We start from the raw sequence: 20,504 nt of genomic DNA on the forward strand, positions 1-20,504 counted from the left end.
CAGACTCCTCACGTTATGCGGAAAATGTTCAGTGGGTTGCCGTTTGTGAACGGAAACGGGCAAAAATAAAGATGATGGCGAAGCACAGCGTCGGGACCAGTTCGGCGGTCGGGATATTGCCCGCGGCATCGCTGACAAAGCCCATCACCGGCGTGACGATCCCGCCGCCGATAATGGTCATGACGATAAATGACGAACCGTATTTGGTGTCCTGCCCCAGGTTTTTGATCCCCAGGGAGAAAATGGTCGGGTACTGAATCGACATAAACGCGCTGCACAGCGTCAGCGCCAGCAGGCCGATATGGCCGCCGCTGAGCGCGGAGATCAGGCACAGCACCATCGACAGCAGGGCATAGGCGGCGAGCACTTTATGCGGGGCAAAACGGCTGATGAGCCAGGTACCGCTAAAGCGGCCGATGAAGAAGCAGACCATGGTGCCGGTCAGGTAGTTCGCGGCGAAGCCGGGGGTCATGCCGGGGATCTCTTCGATAGCATAGCGAATCAAATAGCTCCAGCAGGCCGTTTGCGCGCCAACGTAGCAGAACTGCGCCAGAACTGCCCAGCGCCAGTGGCTAATGCGCACCAGCCTGGCGAAGGAGGCGCTCAAAGAGCTCTGTTCGCTATCAACGTGGTCGTCGCTTTGCAGAGAAGGAAATTTTGTCAGCGCGATCAGCACGGCAACCAGCAGCACGATCGCCACGATAATCATGTACGGCGTCTGAACCGATAGCACCAGGCTGTGCTTATAGGCGCTGAGCTGCTCGGGCGCCATTTTATCGAGCACTTCCTGCGATTGATGCGGCACGTTAGACAAAATAAGACTTTGCCCAAAGACGACGGCAATAATGGCGCCAAAGGAGTTAAAAGTTTGCGCCAGGTTGAGGCGGAAATGCCCACCGCTTTCCGGACCAAGGACCGTAACGAAAGGGTTGGCGGCGGTTTCAAGACATCCCAGGCCTGCGGCAATAATAAAAAGACCAATCAGAAATAAAGTATAATTCATCATTTCCGCTGCTGGCCAGAATAGGGCCGCGCCGAGAGCGTAGAGAAATAGCCCGGTAATTATTCCGGCCTTATAGCTGAGTTTTTTCATCAGTATCCCGGCGGGGACCGGAATGACGAAGTAGCCGAAATAAAAGGCTGATTGAATCAGCCCGGCCTGAAAGTTTGTTAAGGTAAAAGCCTGCTGGAACTGCGGCAGTAAAATATCATTTAAGTTATTGGCAACGGCCCACAGGAAAAATAGCGAGCACAGCAGGGCGAATGGAATGATATAGCGCTTACTCTGTCCGACATCTATCGCACGAAAACTCTGCGTTTGTATTGTTGTGTTTCCCATAGCATCCTCATCAGTTCAGAAGCGTGTCCAGCATCTTTAGCATGCGACTGGTTACTCTCTCCAGCCGGTAAAGTAAGGTGAGTTCCGGTTAAGCGGCAGTGAATAAAATGCTCTCGTGGATGAACTCATGAATTCATATTTCAAATAAACAACGCCTTTTAATATGATGGCGGTCACATTTGGCCCGAAGACTATGGCTTTATGTGATTAGCATCACTTTAATTTATCTAAAGCGGTGACCGTTTGAGATTATTTAATTTAAAAGCCACAGCGGCGCTGCCCGATTTAATTTATTGCTGCGCAAACGGGCAATTGTTAAGGAACAACTAAAATGCCCGTTTTAAACAACAGGAATAATAACGGGCAGTTTTCTTTGGGGGAAATAACCGGCACTGTATTTATTCGCGGCGATTAATTGATGGCGGTCACAGAATACGTTGATGTCAATTCCATTCTGGCTATTCAATATGATGATGAGTAAATATCTGATTAATTCGACAGAGCCGGAATGAGGTTAGTGAGGATTCTGTTGGTCCGTTTTGAAACGCTGAGAGAGGTAAATAATGGAACGAAATACGCTGGCGCGGCAGATTATTGATACCTGCCTGGAAATGACCCGGCTGGGGCTGAATCAGGGGACCGCAGGCAACGTGAGCGTGCGCTATGAAGGCGGCATGCTGATTACGCCGACGGGTATCCCCTACGAAAAGCTCACCGAATCCCACATTGTCTGGATTGACGCCAGCGGCCAGCATGAGCAGGGCAAGCTGCCGTCAAGCGAGTGGCGCTTTCATATGGCGGCCTACCAGACCCGCCCCGACGCGCAGGCGGTGGTGCATAACCACGCGGTTCACTGCACCGCGGTGTCGATCCTTAACCGGCCCATTCCGGCGATCCACTACATGATTGCGGCTGCCGGCGGCAACTCCATTCCCTGCGCGCCCTACGCCACCTTCGGAACGCGCGAGCTCTCTGAATACGTGGCCGTCGCGCTAAAAAACCGCAAGGCGACCCTGCTGCAGCATCACGGGCTGATTGCCTGTGAAGAGAATCTGGAAAAAGCGCTGTGGCTGGCGCACGAGGTGGAGGTGCTGGCGCAGCTGTACCTCAGCACGCTGGCGATTATCGATCCGGTGCCGGTACTGGACGACGAAGCGATAGCCATCGTACTGGAAAAATTCAAAACCTATGGGCTACGTATCGAAGAGTGATCCCGCACGGCAAACAGGAGACGGACGATGGCGAACAGAATGATTTTGAACGAAACGGCGTGGTTTGGCCGAGGGGCGGTAGCGGCACTGGCCGACGAAGTGAAGCGTCGGGGCTACCGTAAGGCGCTGATTGTCACCGATAAGACGCTGGTTCAATGCGGCGCGGTTAGCCGGGTGACGGACAGCATGGATGCCGCCGGCCTGGCGTGGGAGATCTTTTCCGGGGTGATCCCCAATCCGACGATTGCGGTGGTGCAGGAGGGGCTGCGCGTCTTCAGGCAGAGCGGGGCGGACTACCTGATCGCCATCGGCGGTGGCTCGCCGCAGGATACCTGTAAGGCGGTGGGGATCATCAGCGCTAACCCCGAATTTGCCGACGTGCGTAGCCTGGAAGGGCTATCGCCAACCCGCGCGCCGAGCGTGCCGATAATGGCCATTCCGACCACCGCCGGAACCGCGGCGGAGGTAACGATCAACTACGTGATCACCGATGAGGAAAAGCGGCGTAAATTTGTCTGCGTCGATCCGCACGATATTCCCCAGGTCGCGTTTATTGATGCTGACATGATGGACGGGATGCCGCCGGCGCTGAAGGCCGCCACCGGCGTTGACGCGCTGACCCACGCCATTGAGGGCTACACGACGCGGGCGGCCTGGGCGTTAACCGACGCGCTGCACCTGAAAGCGATAGAGATTATCGCCGGCGCGCTGCGCGGCTCGGTGGCGGGCGAGAGCCGGTCCGGCGAGGCGATGGCGCTGGGGCAGTATATTGCCGGAATGGGTTTTTCCAACGTCGGCCTCGGGCTGGTGCACGGCATGGCGCATCCTTTAGGCGCGTTTTACAACACCCCGCACGGCGTGGCCAACGCCATTCTGCTACCTCACGTGATGCGCTACAACGCCGCGTTCTGTGGAGGCAAGTTTGCCGATATCGCCCGGGCTATGGGCGAAAAAGTTGAAGGCAGAAGCGAAGAGGAGATACGTCAGGCAGCGGTAGAGGCGGTGTGTAAACTCAATCGCGACGTGGGGATCCCGCTGCATCTGCGCGATGTCGGGGTGCGTAAAGAGGATATTCCGGCGCTGGCGCAGGCCGCGCTGGATGACGTTTGCACCGGAGGTAACCCGCGGGAAGCCAGCCTGGCGGAGATTATCGAGCTCTACCATAGCGCCTGGTAAACGCTGCCGCTGCCGGGGGGCAAGGGCGATGCTGGCTATCGCCCTTTCCGGCTAAACGGCGGCCGCCAGCTATACCAGCTATACCGACTATGCCAGCGACACCGACTACGCCGTCAGCCGCAGCTGCTGCAGATTGCCGTCGAGCTGTAAATCGGTCTGCAGACGGGCGATTTCACGACAGATGAACGCCATCTCTTTATGCTCTTCCAGCTTCTTGCGCCATTTCTCCGCGACCTCGTCGAGACGGGCGTAAATCCCCTCCAGATCGGTAAACTCGGTTAAGAGCTGGGCGGCGCTTTTGGGGCCGATACCCGCCACGCCCGGCACTTTTGAGCTGCTGATACCCGCCAGCCCCCAGTAATCAGGCAGCTGCTGCGGGGTAACGCCAAACTCGTTGGCAATAAAAGGGGCGTCCAGCCAGCGCTTCTGGAAGTAGTCGCGGATGCGAACCGTGGGCGAAAGCAGCTGGCAGTAGCCTTTATCGGTGGAGACGATGGTGGCCTGGTGCCCGGCCTGGGCGACTTTCATCGCCAGGGTGGCGGCGAGATCGTCGGCTTCGCTGCCCGCCAGGGCCCAGCAGCGTATTCCGCGCAGCTCAAACGCTGCGCGGATCGCGGGCATTTCGGCCTCGAGCGTTTCCGGCATCGGCACGCGGCCGGCCTTATATTCCGCCAGGCGCTGGTGCCGCCAGCTGTGGGCGCGATCTTCATCATCAAATACCGCCACCGCGTGTGTTGGCTGACTATGGACGATCAGCTGCTCCAGCGCGTGCAGGCAGGTGTCAACGCAGGGCGAACCCTGCACCGCGTGAATGCGGCGAATCAGATTGAGCGCGTCGACGATTAGCAGATGAACGGCCACAGGTCTCTCCTTATCATTTATGCCGGCAGATGAGCGGTCCGCCAGTCTGGCCGGGCGCCGTGCCCGAGCCGTGTTCTCATAAATGTAAGGGTATCATTGCCGTGCACAGGAGGCTATCGGCGCGGGGATAATCGGGAATGCGCCTCGCAAAGCGGCCTAATCGGCGTGCAGCAGCAGGCTCAGGTCGCTGTGGGCCGCTTCGCCGTACCACACCGCTTCGCGCACGGAAACTGGTTTGCCGATCAGCCCGAGGGCATAAAATCGGTCGGCGATGGTCTGCTGGGCGCGGATGACCTTAAGATCCATCATCCGCGGGCGATGGCTGCGCCGCGCGAGGGCGAGGGCCAGCGAATCGACGTTAATGCCTAATTCGGCGGCAAGCAGTCCGGCGGCCTCTTCGCGCCGGCTATCGATAAACTGCCCGGTTTGCGTCAGCTCGTGCAGCAGACGCTGCATGATGTCGCCGTTATGATTGACGTAATCGCGGCGCGAGAGATAGAACTGATGGTTGTGCACCCGGCCCTCGCCGCTGGCGACCACCCGCAGCTCCCCGGTATGTTCGGCGTCGCTGAGCAGCGGGTCCCACATCATCCACGCGTCTACCGCCAGATAATCGCTGGCGGTGAGCGGATACTTCGGCGGGATGTAGACCACCTTCACGTCATTCAGGCTCAGCCCGGCCTCTTCCAGAATCTGCAGCAGCAGCCAGTGTACGTTTGAGCCCTTATTCAGCGCAATACGCCTGCCGCGCAGATCGCCGAGCGTGCGGATCTCGCTATGCTGCGGCACCACCATCGCCACGCTTTGCGGCGCCGGCGGCTCCCACGCGACGTACACCAGCTCGGCGCTGCTGGCCTGGGCAAAGACCGGCGGCGCTTCGCCGGTGGTGCCGAAATCGATCTCATTGCAGGCGAGGGCGTGCAGCAGCTGCGGCCCGGCCGGGAATTCGCTCCACAGCACGCTGACGCCGAGGCTGGAGAAGGCGCTTTCGAGGCTCTGCCGGGCCTTTAAAATGCCGAGGTTGCCGAAGCGCTGATAGCCGATGCGCAGCTCGCGGTCGACGGACGCGGTTTCGGCCAGCCGGCGCGGAGCCGATTCCACCCGGCGGCGGCTCTTAATCACGCCAATATTGGCCAACTGGGTACGCAGTGTGTGGCGGCTTATCCCCAGCAGGGCGGCGGCCTGGCTTTGATTGTCGTCGCAGTGGGCCATCGCGCCGCGGATCAGCGCGCCGGTCATGCGCTCCCACAGCGCGTCGCCGGGCTGGGCGAGCTGCTGGTGGATAAAGTCGTCCAGCTCAAGATCCGTTGCCGTCAGCGGCGCGGCGTGCAGCGTGGTCAGGCGCAGCTGGGCCGGCGTAATCTCCTCCTCTCTGCTGAGCAGGACCGCGTTATGCAGCGTGTTTTCAAGCTCGCGGATATTGCCGGGCCACGGGTAGTCCATCAGCCGGTCCAGCGCCTCCGGCGCCAGATAGCGGGTCGGGCGTCCCAGCCGGCGGGCATAGAGCGACAGGAAATGGTTGGCCAGCAGGGGAATATCCTGGCGGCGCTGGCGCAGCGGCGGCAGCGGGACGATAGCGATATTCAGGCGGTAATAGAGGTCTTCACGAAAGCGGCGTTCGCGGATCGCCTGCGCCAAATCCACGTGGGTGGCGGCAATCACCCGCACGTTGACTTTGACCGCCTTGCGCGAGCCGACGCGGGTAATTTCGCGTTCCTGCAGCACGCGCAGCAGCTTCACCTGCAGCGGCAGGCTTAATTCGCCAATCTCATCGAGTAGCAGCGTGCCGCCCTCGGCGGCCTCAAACCAGCCGGGATGGCTCTGCACCGCGCCGGTAAACGCCCCCTTTTCGTGGCCGAAGAGCTCTGCCTCCGCCAGGCTCTCGGTGAGCGCGCCGCAGTTCACGGCGAGAAAGGGCTGCTGGCGGCGGCTGCTGTGGTGATGCAGGTAGCGGGCGACCACCTCTTTACCGGTGCCGGTTTCACCGACGATCAGCACGGTGGCCTCGGTGGGCGCCAGTTTATCCAACAGGTTCTGAAAGGCCTTTGATGCCGGGTCGATCAGCACCGGGGTATCGGCCGGGGGGTCAGGATTGAGCATGGTAGTCCTCCGCTAAATAACGCCTTGAACTTATCCTCTGTTGGCGGCGATAAACACGGGCAAACCCTGTGGTTTTGTTGCAAAAGCGGCAGCCTGGTCCCATCCGCTGACGCATTTGCAACAGCCTGGCGGGCGAGTTGTTTTATTAATTATTTGATTTTATTAGCTTAAATTTCATTGCCGCGTTGGCACGATTATCGCTAACACCCATATAACCAAATTTAAACAACTCTTCGATGAATATCGAATATGGTTATATAGGGAATGGATAATGACGCAGAAAGCTAGCGATAAGATCAACGTGTTTTGGTTCTTACCCACCCACGGCGACGGCCGCTATCTGGGCACCACCGAAGGCGGACGTCCCGTTGATTTAGCGTATTTACAGCAGGTTGCGCTGGCCGCCGACAGCCTCGGCTACTACGGCGTGCTGATCCCCACCGGCAAAAGCTGCGAAGACTCCTGGCTGGTCGCCGCGGCGCTGGCGCCGTTAACCCGCCGCCTGCGCTATCTGGTGGCGGTACGCCCGGGGCTGCAGCCGCCGACGCTGGCGGCGCGCATGGCGGCAACCCTCGACCGCCTGTCGGAGGGCCGGCTGCTGATCAACGTGGTTACCGGCGGCGATCCGGTGGAGAACAAAGGCGACGGAATTTTCCTCGACCATAGCCAGCGCTATCAGGTTACCCGTGAATTTCTTGACGTTTACTCGCGCCTGCTGAAAGGCGAAAAGGTGGATTATCACGGCGAGCATATTCAGGTTGAGGGGGCGGAAGTGCTCTTCCCGCCGGTGCAGGAAAACGGCCCTCCGCTCTATTTCGGCGGCTCTTCGGAGGAGGCCATTGACGTTGCCGCTGAGCAAATCGATAGCTATCTGACCTGGGGCGAGCCGCCGGCTCTGGTGGCGGAGAAGCTGGCCATCGTGCGCGAGCGCGCCGCCGCCCGCGGCCGCACCCTGGAGTACGGCATTCGCCTGCACGTCATCGTCCGCGAAACGGAAGAGGAGGCCTGGGCCGCCGCCGACCGCCTGATTGCCCATCTGGATGACGACACCATCGCCCAGGCGCAAAAAATATTTGCCCGCATGGATTCCGCAGGCCAGGCGCGGATGAGCGCCCTGCATAACGGCTCCCGTGACAACCTGCGCATCGCCCCGAACCTGTGGGCGGGCGTCGGGCTGGTGCGCGGCGGGGCGGGCACGGCGCTGGTCGGCAGCCCGCAGCAGGTCGCGGATCGCATTCGCGAATATCAGGCCCTCGGCATCACCAACTTTATCTTCTCCGGCTATCCGCATCTCGAAGAGGCCCACCGCTTTGCCGACCTGGTCATGCCGCTGCTGCCGCTTGCCGGCAGCGCCCAGCCGAAAGCGCGCAGCGTGAATACCGGCCCGTTTGGCGAAACCATCGGCGGCGATAAGCGGCCGGTTAAACAGGTCAGCGCCAGCTGAGCGGGAGGTGTACATGCTTTTCTGCCTCCAGAGGGGGATTGCCGATGAGCGCTGAACCGCAGGTGGTCATTATCGGCGGTGGGTTCAGCGGCGCCGCCGTGGCGATTGAGCTGCTGCGCCTGGCGCCAAACGGGCTGCGGGTGACGCTGCTGGAGCCGCGCGCGATGCCCGGCGCGGGGGTGGCCTACTCCACCGCCGAGCCCTCCCATCGCATCAACGTCCCCGCCGCGCGGATGCAGCTGGCCGGCGAGGAGGAGGGTGCTTTCGACCGCTGGTATCGCGACCAGCCGGCGTTCGCCGACGATCCGCAGGCGCGGCGTGAGGACGGGGCGCTCTATCCGCAGCGCGGCCAGTTTGGCCGCTACGTCAGCCAGCGTTTTGCCGATGCGCTGCGGGCGAGCGACGGACGGCTGGTGCACCTGCGGGAAGAGGCGCTGAGCTATGGCCCGCGCGGCGTCACCACCGCCGGCGGCCGGCTGCTGAAAAGCGATCTGCTGATCCTTGCGGTGAGCCATCCGCCGCCGGCGCTGCCGCGCCTGGCGGTCCCATTTCGCGACCATCCGGCGCTGATTGCCAACCCGTGGCGTGCGGACGCGCTTGCCGACGTTGCGCCGGATGCGCGGGTGGCGGTGATGGGCTCCGGGCTGACCATGGCCGACACGATCGCCACCCTGGCGCGGCTCGGGCATCGCGGCCCGGTGACGGCATTTTCGCGCCACGGCCTGCTGCCCCGCGGGAATATCAGCGCCGCCGCCGAGCCGTGGCCCGGCGACTATCGCGAGGGCTCGCTGCGCCAGCGGCTGCGGCGGGTGCGGGAAGATATTCGTCACGCCGCCGAGCAGAGCCAGCCGTGGCAGGTGGTGCTGGACGCGGTGCGTAACCAGGGACAGAGCATCTGGCAGGGGCTCTGCCTGGCCGACCGCCAGCGCTTCTTGCGCCATCTGCGCAGCTACTGGGATGTGCATCGCTACCGCATCGCCCCGCAGGTCGCGGATGTGCTAAGCCAGCGCCAGCGCGACGGTAGCCTGAAGGTGCAGGCGGCAAGGCTGATGGCGCTGGAGGGCGATGCCGGCCGGTTGACCCTGACCCTGAGCCCGCGCCGCGGCGACCCTCAATCGCTGACCGTCGATCGCCTGATCCTCACTACCGGCCCCGCGCACGGCGGTCTGACCGACAGCCAGCCGCTGCTGCGCGACCTGGCGCGGGACGGGCTGATCCGCGCCGACGCGCTGGGGCTCGGGCTCGACGTCGATTCGCGCTCCCGGGCGATTGGCCGCGGGGGCGCGGTGACGCCAAAGGTGCTGATTTCTGGCCCGGCGGCTCGCGGACGTTTTGGCGAGCTGATGGGGCTGCCGCAGGTCGCCGACCATGCCGCCGCGGTGGCGGCCGAAGCACTGGCGACGCTGGGGCTCGAGGGTTCTTTCGTTATTCATGATTAAGCGTGTGCCCCCTGTCGGGACGCGCCCTGGAGAAGTGCTATGTCATCACAACGCGAAATTCGTCTTAATGCTTTTGATATGAACTGCGTCGGCCACCAGTCGCCGGGGCTGTGGACCCACCCGCGCGACCGCTCATGGCAGTATAAGGATCTGGACTACTGGGTTGACCTCGCGCGCCTTCTCGAGCGCGGTAAGTTCGACGGCCTGTTTATTGCCGACGTGCTGGGCATCTACGACGTGCTGAACGGCAATGGTGATGCCGCCATTCGCCAGGCGACGCAGGTGCCGGTGAACGATCCGCTGGCGCTGATTACCCCGATGGCGCTGGTGACGGAGCACCTCGGCTTTGGCCTGACCGCCTCGCTGTCATTTGAGCATCCCTATCCCTTTGCCCGCCGCCTGTCGACCCTTGACCATCTGACCAAAGGCCGGGTGGGCTGGAATATCGTGACCTCGTACCTCGAAAGCGGGGCGCGCAACATCGGTCATCAGGCGCAGACCGATCACGATGCGCGTTACGACTACGCCGACGAGTATCTCGACGTGGTCTATAAGCTGCTGGAAGGCAGCTGGGAAGACGGGGCGGTGCTGCGCGATCGCGAACGGGGGATCTTCAGCGATCCGCAGAAAATCCATCCGATCAACCACCAGGGCAACTTCTTCTCGGTGCCGGGGATCCACCTCTGCGAGCCGTCGCCGCAGCGTACCCCGGTGCTCTATCAGGCCGGGGCGTCGAGCCGCGGGAAGCAGTTTGCCGCCGGCCACGCCGAGTGCGTGTTTGTCGCCGCGCCGTCAAAAACGCTGCTTAAAAAGACGGTGGCCGACATTCGCCGCCGCGCCGCGGAGGCCGGGCGCGATCCGCGCAGCATCCTGATTTTCAACCTGCAAACGGTCATTGTCGGCGAAACCGACCGCGAGGCGCAGGCCAAATGGCAGGAGTATAAATCCTACGTCAGCTACGAGGGGGCGCTGGCGCTGATCTCCGGCTGGACCGGGATCGACTTCGGCCAGTATCAGCCGGATCAGGTGCTGAAGTATCTGCATACCAACGCTATTCAGTCGGCGGTTGAGGCCTTTTCCACCGCCGACCCTGACCGTCAGTGGACGGTGCAGGCGCTGGCCGACTGGGTAGGCATTGGCGGCTTCGGCCCGCTGATCGTCGGCAGCGCGGAAACCGTGGCCGACGAGCTGCAGTCGTGGGTCGAGGAGACCGACGTCGATGGTTTTAACCTCGCCTACGCCGTGACCCACGAAACCTTCCGCGACGTGGTGGAGCTGCTGATTCCCGAGCTGCAACAGCGCGGCGTCTTCAAGCAGGAGTACCGCGAAGGCACCCTGCGCGAAAAACTGTTCGGCGCCGGGCCGCGGCTGGTGGCCCCGCATCCGGGAGCCGGCTACCGGCGCGGCGTGCGCATCGACGCCGGGGCAGGGGAGAAGGTGACATGATCGAGATAGACGACCTGCATAAAAGCTACCGCACGACGGGCGGGCGGGTCAGCGAGGTGCTGAAAGGGCTGTCGCTGCGGGTGCCGACCGGCTCTATCACCGCGGTGGTGGGGCCAAGCGGCGCGGGTAAATCGACCCTTGCGCGCTGCATCAGCCTGCTGGAGCGTCCCGACAGCGGCAGCATCCGGGTTAACGACAACGACCTGTCGCTGCTCAGCGGCGAGGCGCTGCGTCGTGAGCGGCGGGCGATCGGCACCGTTTTCCAGTCCTCGGCGCTGCTGAACCGCAAAACGACCTGGCAAAATATCGCCCTGCCGCTGGAGTATCTCGGGGTGGTGGAGCGGGATGTCAAAGCCCGGGTTGGCGAACTGCTGGAGAGCGTCGGCCTGAGCGATAAAGCCGACGCCTGGCCGGCCCAGCTCTCCGGCGGCCAGCGCCAGCGCATCGGCATCGCCCGCGCCCTGGCGCTGCGTCCTTCTGTGCTGCTGGCGGACGAGGCCACTTCGGGTCTGGACCCGCAGGCTACCGCCGCGGTGCTCAATTTGCTTAAGCGTCTGCGCGATGAGTACCGGCTGGCGATCGTGCTGATTACCCACGAGATGGACGCGGTACGCGCGGCGGCGGATGCGGTCGCCGAAATTCGCGACGGCGCGATCCTCCAGTTCGGCGAGGTGAAAGAGCTGCTGGCGCGTCCGGACTCTCTGCTGGGCCAGCAGCTGCTGCCGCTCTCCCCGGTGGCGGCCCGCAGCGATCTGCTGCTGCGCCTGAGCTATCGCTGGGATGTGCCGGTGGCCACCGACTGGATCAGCCGCCTGAGCCAGCAGTTTGCGCTGCAGATTGACCTGCTCGGCGGCCACGTTGAGGTGATAAACGGCCGGCTGGCAGGGCGGCTGCAGGCGGGGGTGCGCTTTCAGGGTGAGCGTCTGTCGGCAGGTAGGATGCTGGCGCTGCTGGCGCAGCTCGGCATCGCGGCCGAGGTCCTCGACGACGCGCCGGAACTCAAGGAGGCAGTATGAAACCTTCGGTAATCAGCCAGGATACGCCCTGGAGCGAGATCCATACGCTGCTGCTGCCGGCCTACGGCGAAACCTGGCTGATGGTGGCCATTGTGATGCTGTTTGTGGTGACCCTCGGCGGTGCGGTCGGGGTGGTGCTGTTCAACGCTTCGTCACGGGGGCTGTTTCCGCACGCCGCGCTCTATCGGGTGCTGAACTGGGTGGTGAACATGGGGCGATCCCTGCCGTTTCTGGTGCTGATGGCGGCGATCATTCCCTTCACCTTCTGGCTCACCGGGACCACGATCGGCATCCCGGCCGCCGTGGTGCCGATGATCGCCGCCGGAGTGCCGTTTTTTGGCCGGCTGGTGGAGAACGCCCTGCGCGAGCTGCCGGCGGAGGTCACCGCCGTGGGGATCGTCTGCGGCGGCTCGCGCTGGCAGATTATCCGCAGCGCCCAGTTGAGCGAAGCCCTGCCCGCGCTGGTGGCGGCGGTGACGCTCAACCTGGTGTCGATGATCGAATATTCCGCCATTGCTGGCACCATCGGCGCGGGAGGGATTGGTTATCTGGCGGTGGTGTACGGCTATCAGCGCTTCGACAATCACATCATGATCGCCACCATTATCGCGCTGATCGCCACTATCCAGCTGATTCAATTTTTCGGTGACCGCCTGGTCAACAAACTTCGCCACACGCAGGGGATCTCTTCATGACAACAGAACAGTTTGAGTTACGTAAGGCCCGCCGCTGGCCGTGGCTGGCGGCGCTGGTGGTGATTGTGGCGCTGGCCGTCGCCTTCTGGTGGTGGCGGGGGCAGGCCCAGTCGCAGCAGGTGGTGTTCGGCACCACCCTGAAAATTCACTATGAACCGGCGATGGCCGGCGAGCAGCGGATCATTGAGTACATCGGCGAGCATATCGCGCCGGACTATGGCCTGAAGCTGGAGGCGGTGGGGGTACAGGATCCGGTGCAGGCGGATCGCGCGGTAGCGCAGGGGGAGTACGCCGGAACCATCTATCAGCACCAGTGGTGGCTCAAGCAGGTGGTGGACGCTAACGGCTTCGCGCTTTCCACCACGGTGCCGGTGTTCCAGTGGGCCTTTGGGATTTACTCCGATCGCTATAAGTCGGTCAAGGATCTGCCGAACGGAGCGACGATCGTGGTGCCGGACGATGGCGCCAACCAAGGGCAGGCGCTGTGGCTGCTGCAGCGCATCGGCCTGATTACGCTCGACCCGGCGGTGGAGCCGCGCACGGCGAAGCTGAAAAATATCGTCGGCAACTCGCATCAGTTTAATTTCAAAGAGCTGGATCTGCTCACCATGCCGCGCGCGCTCAATTCGGTGGATGCGGCAATCGGCTATGTCTCGCAGTTTGATGCCGGAAAGGTGTCGCGGGACAGAGGGATTTTATTCCCGCCGGCGCCGCGCACCTTCGCGTCGCAGCTGGTCATCGGCACGCCTTATTTGTCGCAGGAGAATATCGTCAAATTAAAGCAGGCGTTTTCCGACCCGCGCATCCAGACCTGGCTGAAAACCACCGACGATCCGCTGGTGAAAGACGTGCTGGTACCGGTTTCCGCTGAATAATCTGTGCCGATGAGCATCTCGCAGGACGGGCGAAGGCCCGTCCTGATGTTGCTGTTTTATTCAATTAACATATTGAATATATTAATTTTTATAGGTGGGTTTTTTGTTGGTAAGGAAGCCGGCGACGGAGAAAATCGTCGCCGGTAAACACTACTTGTCCTGCGACCAGGTGGCGCTGCGCACGTCCACTTTGACCGGCAGCAGGCCAACGCGGGTGAAGGTATCCGCCAGCGTCTGCTGTTCGTTATAGACCGCGGGCGTCATGCGCTCGGCGCCGTAGGGCAGGCGGGCCAGCGCTTTCAGCCAGATAGCCTTATCCAGCCCGGTGGAGGTCGACAAAATCCCGGCGGCATCGTCCTGATGGGCGTTGGCCCAGTCGCTCAGCTTGCCCAGCTCATCAACGACCTGCTTCGCGGTATCCGGATAGGATTCAGCAAATTTACGGCTGGCGAGATAGAAGGTGTAGTGCGGCACCAGCCCTTCGGCGTTGCGGATCTGCCGCGCCTTAGCGTTGGTTTCAACTTCGGCAAGGTACGGATCCCAGATAACCCAGGCATCGATGGCGCCGCGCTGGAAGGCGGCGCGGGCGTCGGCCGGCGGCAGATAGACCGGAGTGATATCTTTATAGCTTAGCCCGGCCTTTTCCAGCGCGGTTACCAGCAGGTAGTTGACGTCAGAGCCTTTATTCAGCCCCACGCGCTTGCCTTTCAGGTCGGCCACGCTGCGAATGGTTGAGCTTTCCGGCACCACGATGGCTTCAGTTTTGGGGTTCGCCGGGGAGTGGGCGAGATAAACCAGGTCCGCCTGCGCCGCCTGAGCGAAGGCCGGCGGGGCGTCGCCGGTAGCCGCCAGATCGATGCTGCCGACGTTCAGCCCTTCCAGCATCTGCGGGCCGGCGGGGAACTCCACCCAGCGCACGGCGATCCCCTCTTTTTTGAAGGTCTCATCGAGGGTGCCACGATATTTCAGCAGGGCGAAAATATTGGCTTTCTGGTAGCCAATGTTGACGGTTTCCGGCGCCTTCGCCAGCGCGGAAGCGGACAGACCGAGCAGCAGCGGCAGCAGGGCCAGATGGAACCTTTTTGACATGATTTGTTCTCCGGTAGCGGTTTCCCGTAAGGTAGCAAATCGTACTTATAACCAATAAATAACTAAATTTTAATTTATATAACCGAAATGGCTTTCAGGTGGGACTGCGGGGAGAGGCCCGGCGAACGGTCGTCCGCCGGGAAAGGGCATTAATCGCAGGTCACGATTTTCATCGCCAGGCCACCGCGCGACGTTTCGCGGTACTTGGCGTTCATATCCTTGCCGGTTTCGTACATCGTCTCGATAACCTTATCCAGGCACACGCGTGGTTCGCTGGTGCGGCGCAGCGCCATCCGGGCGGCGTTGACGGCCTTCACCGCGGCGATGGCGTTACGCTCGATGCACGGCACCTGAACCTGGCCGGCAACCGGGTCGCAGGTCAGGCCGAGGTTGTGCTCCATGCCGATTTCGGCGGCGATGCACACCTGGCCCGGGCTACCACCCAGCAGTTCGGTTAAGCCGGCCGCCGCCATCGAGCAGGCGACGCCAACCTCGCCCTGGCAGCCCACTTCGGCGCCGGAAATCGAGGCGTTCATCTTATACAGTGAGCCAATTGCACTGGTTACCAGCAGGTAGCGCGCCAGCGAGTTGGCGTTAACTTTGCGGATAAACTTATCGTAGTAGGCCAGTACCGCCGGCACGATCCCGCAGGCGCCGTTGGTTGGCGCGGTGACCACGCGGCCGCCGGCGGCGTTCTCTTCGTTCACCGCCAGGGCGAACATGTTAATCCAGTCAACGACCGCCATCGGATCGCTGTTGGTATTGTCCTGGCTGACCAGCATCCGGCGTAACGCCGCGGCGCGGCGCGGGACGCGCAGCTTGCCCGGCAGCACCCCTTCGGTGCTGATGCCGCGCTCGATACCGCCGCTCATCACGTCCCAGACGGCGGAAAAGTGCTGCTCCAGCTCTTCTTTGCTGTGCAGCGCCAGCTCGTTTTGCATCATCAGGCCGGAAAGCGAGAGCCCGCTTTCGCTGCAGTGTCGCTGTAAATCAGCCGCGTTTTTGTAAGGATAAGGCACGGCCACCGGCGCGTCGTTGCTCTGGCCGAAGTGCTGCTCGTCGACGATAAAACCGCCGCCGATGGAGTAGTAAGTCTGAGTGTAGAGCACCTTATCGCCGCCGAGGGCGGTAATGCGCATGCCGTTTTCATGCAGCGACAGATTGTCAGCATGGAAGTTCATGCAGCGGTCAACCGGGAAGTCGACCTCCTGCTGGCCGTTTGCCAGCATCAGCCGCCCGTGGGTGTTGACGTCCTGAATAAACGCCGGAATGGCGTCAATGTCGACGCTATCGGGCATGTTGCCCGCCAGGCCCATAATAATCGCAATGTCGGTATGGTGGCCTTTGCCGGTCAGGGAAAGGGAGCCGTATACGTCGACGATGACGGTGGTGACGTCGGCAAGCAGCCCGCGCGCGATAAGGTCGTCGGTGAATTGTTTGCCCGCTTTCATTGGCCCCACGGTGTGGGAGCTGGAAGGGCCAATGCCGATTTTAAAGATATCGAATACGCTGATCATGATGCACATCCAGAACTGTCGGAAAGCGCGCCGCCGGCAGGCGGCGCGAGGGGGAGATTAGCTGAACAGGGAGTAGAAAATAGCGGAGATAGCAATCAGGCCCATCAGCACCACGAAGACGTTGCTGACGTGGCCGCTGTATTTGCGCATCGCCGGGACTTTCTGAATCGCGTACATCGGCATCAGGAACAGAATCATCGCGATAATCGGGCCGCCGAGGGTTTCGATCATGCCGAGAATGCTTGGGTTCAGCGTCGCCACAATCCAGGTGGTGACCAGCATGAACAGCGCGGTAATTTTGTTCAGCTTGTTGATTTCGATGCATTTACCTTTACCGCGCAGGGATTTAATCACCATGCCGTTAAAGCCTTCACGGGCGCCGAGATAGTGGCCGAGGAAGGATTTAGTGATGGCAATCATCGCAATGATCGGCGCCATCCAGGCAATCAGCGGGGCGTTAAAGTGGTTCGCCAGGTAAGAGAGAATCGAGATGTTCTGATCTTTCGCCGCCGCCAGGTCCGCAGGGGAGAGGCTCAGTATGCAGCTGAAGACGAAGAACATCACGGTAATGACCATCATGATGTGAGCGCGAGCGAGGATGCTGGAACATTTCTTCTCCGCGCCCTGGCCGTACTCTTCACGCTTCGCCACGGCGAAGGAGGAGATGATCGGCGAGTGGTTAAAGGAGAACACCATCACCGGGATCGCCAGCCACAGGGTCATCCACAGGCCGTTGCCGGTAGAGGTTGCGCTGCTCAGGGAGAGGGTTTCCAACGCCGCGCCGTTCCACTCAGGGATCAGATACAGCGCTAGAATCATCAGGGCGACCACGAACGGGAAGACCAGTACGCTCATCGCTTTCACAATCATCTGCTCGCCGAAGCGAACGATGGTCATCATCCCGACGATCAGGATCAGCGACAGAATAGCGCGCGGCGGCGGCGTCATCTGTAGCTGGTGCAGCATAAAGCTCTCGACGGTATTGGTAATCGCGACGCTGTAAACCAGCAGAATAGGGTAGATAGCAAAGAAGTAGAGCAGGGTAATTAGCTTACCTGCGCCAACGCCAAAGTGTTCTTCTACGACTTCGGTGATGTTTTCTCCCGGATTCTTCCCGGAAAGCACAAAACGGGTCATCCCGCGGTGGGCAAAGAACGTCATCGGGAAAGCCAGAATAGCCATGATGATCAGGGGGATCATACCGCCGACGCCGGCGTTGATCGGCAGGAACAAAACGCCCGCGCCGATAGCGGTGCCGTACAGGCCCAGCATCCACATGGTATCTGTTTTGCGCCATCCGCTGCGGGTTTCGCCCGAAACGATAGTGCTGGTTTGCGTGGTTTCCATCTGTATCTCCTGGAGGAATCGACAAAAATAATAAATAAAATCAATTAAGTAGTATTAAATTCGTTTGTTTACGGTTTTTTTGTGATTTTCTCCGTAACAAGTGGGGCGGGAAGATACATTCATATTGGAAATCTATCAGTGATCGCGATCTCAATTGCAATAATCCACTTTCAAGGTGGATATTTTTAGTCCAACAGTCTGTTTCTGATGTTCAGCCAGATATTTATGGCGCGAAGGCTAGCATTTGCAGCATATGAGATAAAAGCGTGGCGGCGTAATAACGAGGTTTGCGCTGTAAAAATTGGATGTTATCGATGTTTTAGCTATCAAACGTCTTTTTTGTGGTGATATTTATTGCTGTTTTTGGAAAGGCAAACGATTGGCTTTGTAAAAAGCTACAAAACATTCACAAAGAAAATGGATTTCAGAAAGGAGGGGCGGGAGAGCCGGGAGCAGCAGATTATCGTGCTGGAGAACGGGAGAACGGGAGAACGGGAGAACGGGAGAACGGGAGCGGAGGAGCGCTGGGATGCAGGAGTGCGGGTTGGATTGCCCGGGCAGGGCGTTAGCCGCCGCCCGGGAGGGTCAGAACAGGGCTCAGGAGCCTATTTCATAGCAAGGGATATAGGCGCTGCCGCCCGGTAGCTTCATGCGGTGCTGGGCGACAAAGCCCTGCAGCAGATCGTCCATCCGGCGCATTATCTCCACATCGCCGTGCAGCTTATAAGGGCCGAATTTTTCAATCGCCTGGATGCCGACCTCTTTGACGTTCCCGGCGACGATCCCGGAGAAAGCGCGGCGCAGATCCGCGGCCAGCACTTCCACCGGCTGGTCCGGGTAAAGCTTGAGGTTGGCCATGTTCTCGTGCGTCGGATCGAACGGCATCTGCAGGTCCGGCGAAATACGAATCGACCAGTTAAAGCTGTAGGCGTCGTCGGTTTCCCGGCGGCTCTCTTTGACCAGCGGCATCGCTTTCTTCAGCTGACGCGCCACTTCGCTGGCATCGTCAATGATAATTTTGTAGTGGCGACGCGCCGATTCGCCCATGGTGTGGACGATGAACTCATCCAGCACGCGGAAATAGTTCTCGCTCTCTTTTGGTCCGGTGAGGATTAGCGGCAGCACCTGCGCCTTGTTGGCCGGGTGCATCAAAATGCCCAGCAGATAGAGCAGTTCTTCCGCCGTACCCACCCCGCCCGGGAAGATAATGATACCGTGGGCGATGCGCACGAACGCCTCAAGGCGCTTTTCGATATCCGGCATGATGATCAGTTCGTTCACCAGCGGGTTCGGCGGCTCGGCGGCAATAATCGAAGGTTCGGTCATGCCGATAAAGCGGCTGTCTTTGTAGCGCTGCTGGGCATGGCCAACCGCGGCGCCTTTCATCGGCGCTTCCATCGCGCCCGGGCCGCAGCCGGTGCAGATATTCAGCTCGCGCAGGCCGAGCTGGGTCCCGACGCGGCGAGCGTAGAGATATTCGGTCTCATTAATCGAGTGGCCGCCCCAGCAGACAATCATATTGGGCGCTTCGCCAACGTGCAGGGCGCGGGCGTTGCGCAGAATCGAGAACACCAGGTTGGTGATATGCACCGAACTTTCGAGGTCGAGGTTCGGCAGACGAACGGTATTATGAATCTGCCCGTAAACGAACAGGATGTCGCGCAGCACGGCAAACAGGTTGGCCTGCAGGGAACGGATAATCCGCCCGTCAACGAACGCCTCTTCCGGCGGGTTGATCAGTTCCAGCTTCACGCCGCGTTCGCGACGCAGCACGTTAATATCGAAGTTTTCAAAACGAGACAGCAGCTCTTTGCTGTTATCGGTCAGGCTCCCCGAGTTGAGCACGGCAAGCGAACAGTTGCGAAAGAGCTGATACAGGTCACTGCTGGCGGTGCGTTTAAGCATATCCACTTCCAGCTGTGACAGCATATCCATTGAACCAAGCGGGCTAACATGTGTAATCAAGTGAACTCCTTAACAGGACGATTATCGTCTTCCTGTGATTACAATAGCCCTGCCTGCGGCGTTTTCACAACCTTGCGTACGCGTGAAGGCACGCAAAGTTGTGAAAATTCTTTACTACTGACGCGCCAGACGAGCAATAGCCGGAACAAAGTCCGCGTTGCTGCGCCACGGGTTGATGTCGAGGCCGCCGCGGCGGGTGTAGCGGGCGTAGACGGAGAGCGACTGCGGGCGGCAGAAGCGCAGAAGGTCGTTGAAGATCCGCTCGACGCACTGTTCGTGAAACTCGTTATGGTGGCGGAACGAGACCAGGTAGCGCAGCAGCTTTTCGCGATCGATTTTTGGCCCGCGATACTGGATTTGCACCGAACCCCAGTCCGGCTGGTGGGTGATCAGGCAGTTGGATTTCAGCAGATGGCTCACCAGCGTCTCTTCGACGATTTTGTCGCCGGCAGCGTCCAGCAGGTAGTCGGTGCTGAATTCATAGTTATTAACTTCGATATCCTGATCGTCGATGCAGGTACCGTGCAGATGGGCCACCGGCTGGCCTTCGAGTTCGTCGAGGCGATAGAGCGCAACCGTCACCTCACCCTGCGCGCAGGCGCTAAGGTCGCGCGTCAGGGTCGCCTGCACCTCCTGCCAGTCGGCAAAGCGGGTCTGGTTGAAGCTGTTGAGATAGAGCTTAAAGCTTTTGGACTCAACCAGGTTCACGCTGGTATCGCTCAGCTCGACGTGGCCCACCGCAACCTGCGGCAGACCTTTTGCATTCAGCCAGGAGAGCTCGTACAGCGTCCAGATATCGCCGCCGTGGAAGGGCAGGCTGTCGGCGTGCAGGCCCAGCGGATCGCGGTTCAGGCTGCGCGGCACGCCCTGCAGCAGGGACGCGTCGTAGGTATCACGGTAAGCGGTTGATTTACCGAGTATCAGGCCAGCGAGGGCCTGATGATTCTCATAAGAAGACATGTTTCACCATAGTAAAGCGGGTAC

At 60.6% G+C, this 20,504-nt stretch carries 16 protein-coding genes; 8 read left to right on the forward strand and 8 right to left on the reverse strand.

The window, feature by feature from the left end:
* Window positions 1–28: 28 nt before the first annotated feature.
* Window positions 29–1,339: an L-fucose:H+ symporter permease gene (gene fucP / locus GVK32_RS04305; RefSeq protein ID WP_159865522.1), complete on the reverse strand. Its 1,311-nt coding sequence runs from the start codon at window positions 1,337–1,339 to the stop codon at window positions 29–31.
* A 563-nt stretch (window positions 1,340–1,902) separates the two neighbouring features.
* Between fucP and fucA the strand changes: the two genes are divergently transcribed.
* Both fucA and fucO read left to right on the forward strand, forming a co-directional pair.
* Window positions 1,903–2,550 carry an L-fuculose-phosphate aldolase gene (fucA, locus tag GVK32_RS04310; protein ID WP_041147004.1) on the forward strand — a complete coding sequence of 216 codons (648 nt, stop codon included), beginning with the start codon at window positions 1,903–1,905 and terminating at the stop codon, window positions 2,548–2,550.
* Window positions 2,551–2,577: 27 nt separating this feature from the next.
* Window positions 2,578–3,726, forward strand: coding sequence for a lactaldehyde reductase (gene fucO, locus GVK32_RS04315; RefSeq protein WP_159865525.1), 1,149 nt, complete (start codon window positions 2,578–2,580; stop codon window positions 3,724–3,726).
* 105 nt (window positions 3,727–3,831) lie between these two features.
* Here fucO and xni read toward each other — a convergent pair whose 3' ends face one another.
* Window positions 3,832–4,587, reverse strand: coding sequence for a flap endonuclease Xni (xni, locus tag GVK32_RS04320; protein WP_159865528.1), 756 nt, complete (start codon window positions 4,585–4,587; stop codon window positions 3,832–3,834).
* Between the two features lie 156 nt (window positions 4,588–4,743).
* Entirely contained in the window at window positions 4,744–6,687 is a 1,944-nt protein-coding gene (locus tag GVK32_RS04325) for a sigma-54-dependent Fis family transcriptional regulator (protein WP_159865531.1), read from the reverse strand.
* Window positions 6,688–6,958: 271 nt separating this feature from the next.
* Between GVK32_RS04325 and ssuD the strand changes: the two genes are divergently transcribed.
* From ssuD to GVK32_RS04355, 6 genes are read left to right on the forward strand one after another with little or no spacing between them, the layout of a single operon-like run.
* A complete protein-coding gene (ssuD, locus tag GVK32_RS04330; protein ID WP_041147000.1) occupies window positions 6,959–8,131 on the forward strand; it encodes an FMNH2-dependent alkanesulfonate monooxygenase in 1,173 nt (390 codons plus the stop codon).
* A gap of 44 nt (window positions 8,132–8,175) precedes the next feature.
* Window positions 8,176–9,570 carry an FAD/NAD(P)-binding protein gene (locus GVK32_RS04335; protein WP_159865534.1) on the forward strand — a complete coding sequence of 465 codons (1,395 nt, stop codon included), beginning with the start codon at window positions 8,176–8,178 and terminating at the stop codon, window positions 9,568–9,570.
* Window positions 9,571–9,609: 39 nt separating this feature from the next.
* Window positions 9,610–11,016, forward strand: coding sequence for an LLM class flavin-dependent oxidoreductase (locus GVK32_RS04340; protein ID WP_159865537.1), 1,407 nt, complete (start codon window positions 9,610–9,612; stop codon window positions 11,014–11,016).
* Window positions 11,013–12,032, forward strand: a complete 1,020-nt coding sequence (locus tag GVK32_RS04345; protein ID WP_159865540.1) for a methionine ABC transporter ATP-binding protein — start codon at window positions 11,013–11,015, stop codon at window positions 12,030–12,032. The genes GVK32_RS04340 and GVK32_RS04345 overlap by 4 nt, the downstream gene beginning before the upstream one ends.
* A complete protein-coding gene (locus tag GVK32_RS04350; protein WP_041146996.1) occupies window positions 12,029–12,727 on the forward strand; it encodes a methionine ABC transporter permease in 699 nt (232 codons plus the stop codon). Before GVK32_RS04345 ends, GVK32_RS04350 begins: the two co-directional genes overlap by 4 nt.
* Window positions 12,724–13,602 carry a MetQ/NlpA family ABC transporter substrate-binding protein gene (locus tag GVK32_RS04355; RefSeq protein ID WP_159865543.1) on the forward strand — a complete coding sequence of 293 codons (879 nt, stop codon included), beginning with the start codon at window positions 12,724–12,726 and terminating at the stop codon, window positions 13,600–13,602. The genes GVK32_RS04350 and GVK32_RS04355 overlap by 4 nt, the downstream gene beginning before the upstream one ends.
* A gap of 150 nt (window positions 13,603–13,752) precedes the next feature.
* Here GVK32_RS04355 and GVK32_RS04360 read toward each other — a convergent pair whose 3' ends face one another.
* From GVK32_RS04360 to queF, 5 genes are all read right to left on the reverse strand, one after another.
* Window positions 13,753–14,691, reverse strand: a complete 939-nt coding sequence (locus tag GVK32_RS04360; RefSeq protein WP_159865546.1) for a sulfonate ABC transporter substrate-binding protein — start codon at window positions 14,689–14,691, stop codon at window positions 13,753–13,755.
* A 149-nt stretch (window positions 14,692–14,840) separates the two neighbouring features.
* On the reverse strand, window positions 14,841–16,208 hold the full coding sequence (locus GVK32_RS04365) for an L-serine ammonia-lyase (protein WP_159865549.1): 1,368 nt from the start codon (window positions 16,206–16,208) through the stop codon (window positions 14,841–14,843).
* A 57-nt stretch (window positions 16,209–16,265) separates the two neighbouring features.
* Window positions 16,266–17,555, reverse strand: a complete 1,290-nt coding sequence (locus tag GVK32_RS04370; RefSeq protein ID WP_159865552.1) for an HAAAP family serine/threonine permease — start codon at window positions 17,553–17,555, stop codon at window positions 16,266–16,268.
* A gap of 597 nt (window positions 17,556–18,152) precedes the next feature.
* Window positions 18,153–19,520, reverse strand: a complete 1,368-nt coding sequence (gene ppnN / locus GVK32_RS04375) for a nucleotide 5'-monophosphate nucleosidase PpnN (protein WP_159865555.1) — start codon at window positions 19,518–19,520, stop codon at window positions 18,153–18,155.
* Between the two features lie 114 nt (window positions 19,521–19,634).
* Window positions 19,635–20,480, reverse strand: coding sequence for an NADPH-dependent 7-cyano-7-deazaguanine reductase QueF (gene queF / locus GVK32_RS04380; RefSeq protein ID WP_159865558.1), 846 nt, complete (start codon window positions 20,478–20,480; stop codon window positions 19,635–19,637).
* Window positions 20,481–20,504: the final 24 nt, after the last annotated feature.

It is taken from the genome of Klebsiella sp. 18074, from assembly GCF_902705905.1.
In the GTDB taxonomy this organism is placed as follows: domain Bacteria; phylum Pseudomonadota; class Gammaproteobacteria; order Enterobacterales; family Enterobacteriaceae; genus Klebsiella; species Klebsiella terrigena.

What these genes read in the sequence shown, in the direction of transcription:
- GVK32_RS04350 (WP_041146996.1), top strand. Translation starts at nt 12,029, where the DNA reads ATGAAACCTTCGGTAATCAGCCAGGATACGCCCTGGAGCGAGATCCAT.
- GVK32_RS04335 (WP_159865534.1), top strand. Translation starts at nt 8,176, where the DNA reads ATGAGCGCTGAACCGCAGGTGGTCATTATCGGCGGTGGGTTCAGCGGC.
- GVK32_RS04340 (WP_159865537.1), top strand. Translation starts at nt 9,610, where the DNA reads ATGTCATCACAACGCGAAATTCGTCTTAATGCTTTTGATATGAACTGC.
- fucP (WP_159865522.1), bottom strand. Translation starts at nt 1,339, where the DNA reads ATGGGAAACACAACAATACAAACGCAGAGTTTTCGTGCGATAGATGTC.
- fucA (WP_041147004.1), top strand. Translation starts at nt 1,903, where the DNA reads ATGGAACGAAATACGCTGGCGCGGCAGATTATTGATACCTGCCTGGAA.
- GVK32_RS04365 (WP_159865549.1), bottom strand. Translation starts at nt 16,208, where the DNA reads ATGATCAGCGTATTCGATATCTTTAAAATCGGCATTGGCCCTTCCAGC.
- GVK32_RS04345 (WP_159865540.1), top strand. Translation starts at nt 11,013, where the DNA reads ATGATCGAGATAGACGACCTGCATAAAAGCTACCGCACGACGGGCGGG.
- GVK32_RS04355 (WP_159865543.1), top strand. Translation starts at nt 12,724, where the DNA reads ATGACAACAGAACAGTTTGAGTTACGTAAGGCCCGCCGCTGGCCGTGG.
- fucO (WP_159865525.1), top strand. Translation starts at nt 2,578, where the DNA reads ATGGCGAACAGAATGATTTTGAACGAAACGGCGTGGTTTGGCCGAGGG.
- GVK32_RS04325 (WP_159865531.1), bottom strand. Translation starts at nt 6,687, where the DNA reads ATGCTCAATCCTGACCCCCCGGCCGATACCCCGGTGCTGATCGACCCG.
- GVK32_RS04360 (WP_159865546.1), bottom strand. Translation starts at nt 14,691, where the DNA reads ATGTCAAAAAGGTTCCATCTGGCCCTGCTGCCGCTGCTGCTCGGTCTG.
- ssuD (WP_041147000.1), top strand. Translation starts at nt 6,959, where the DNA reads ATGACGCAGAAAGCTAGCGATAAGATCAACGTGTTTTGGTTCTTACCC.
- queF (WP_159865558.1), bottom strand. Translation starts at nt 20,480, where the DNA reads ATGTCTTCTTATGAGAATCATCAGGCCCTCGCTGGCCTGATACTCGGT.
- GVK32_RS04370 (WP_159865552.1), bottom strand. Translation starts at nt 17,555, where the DNA reads ATGGAAACCACGCAAACCAGCACTATCGTTTCGGGCGAAACCCGCAGC.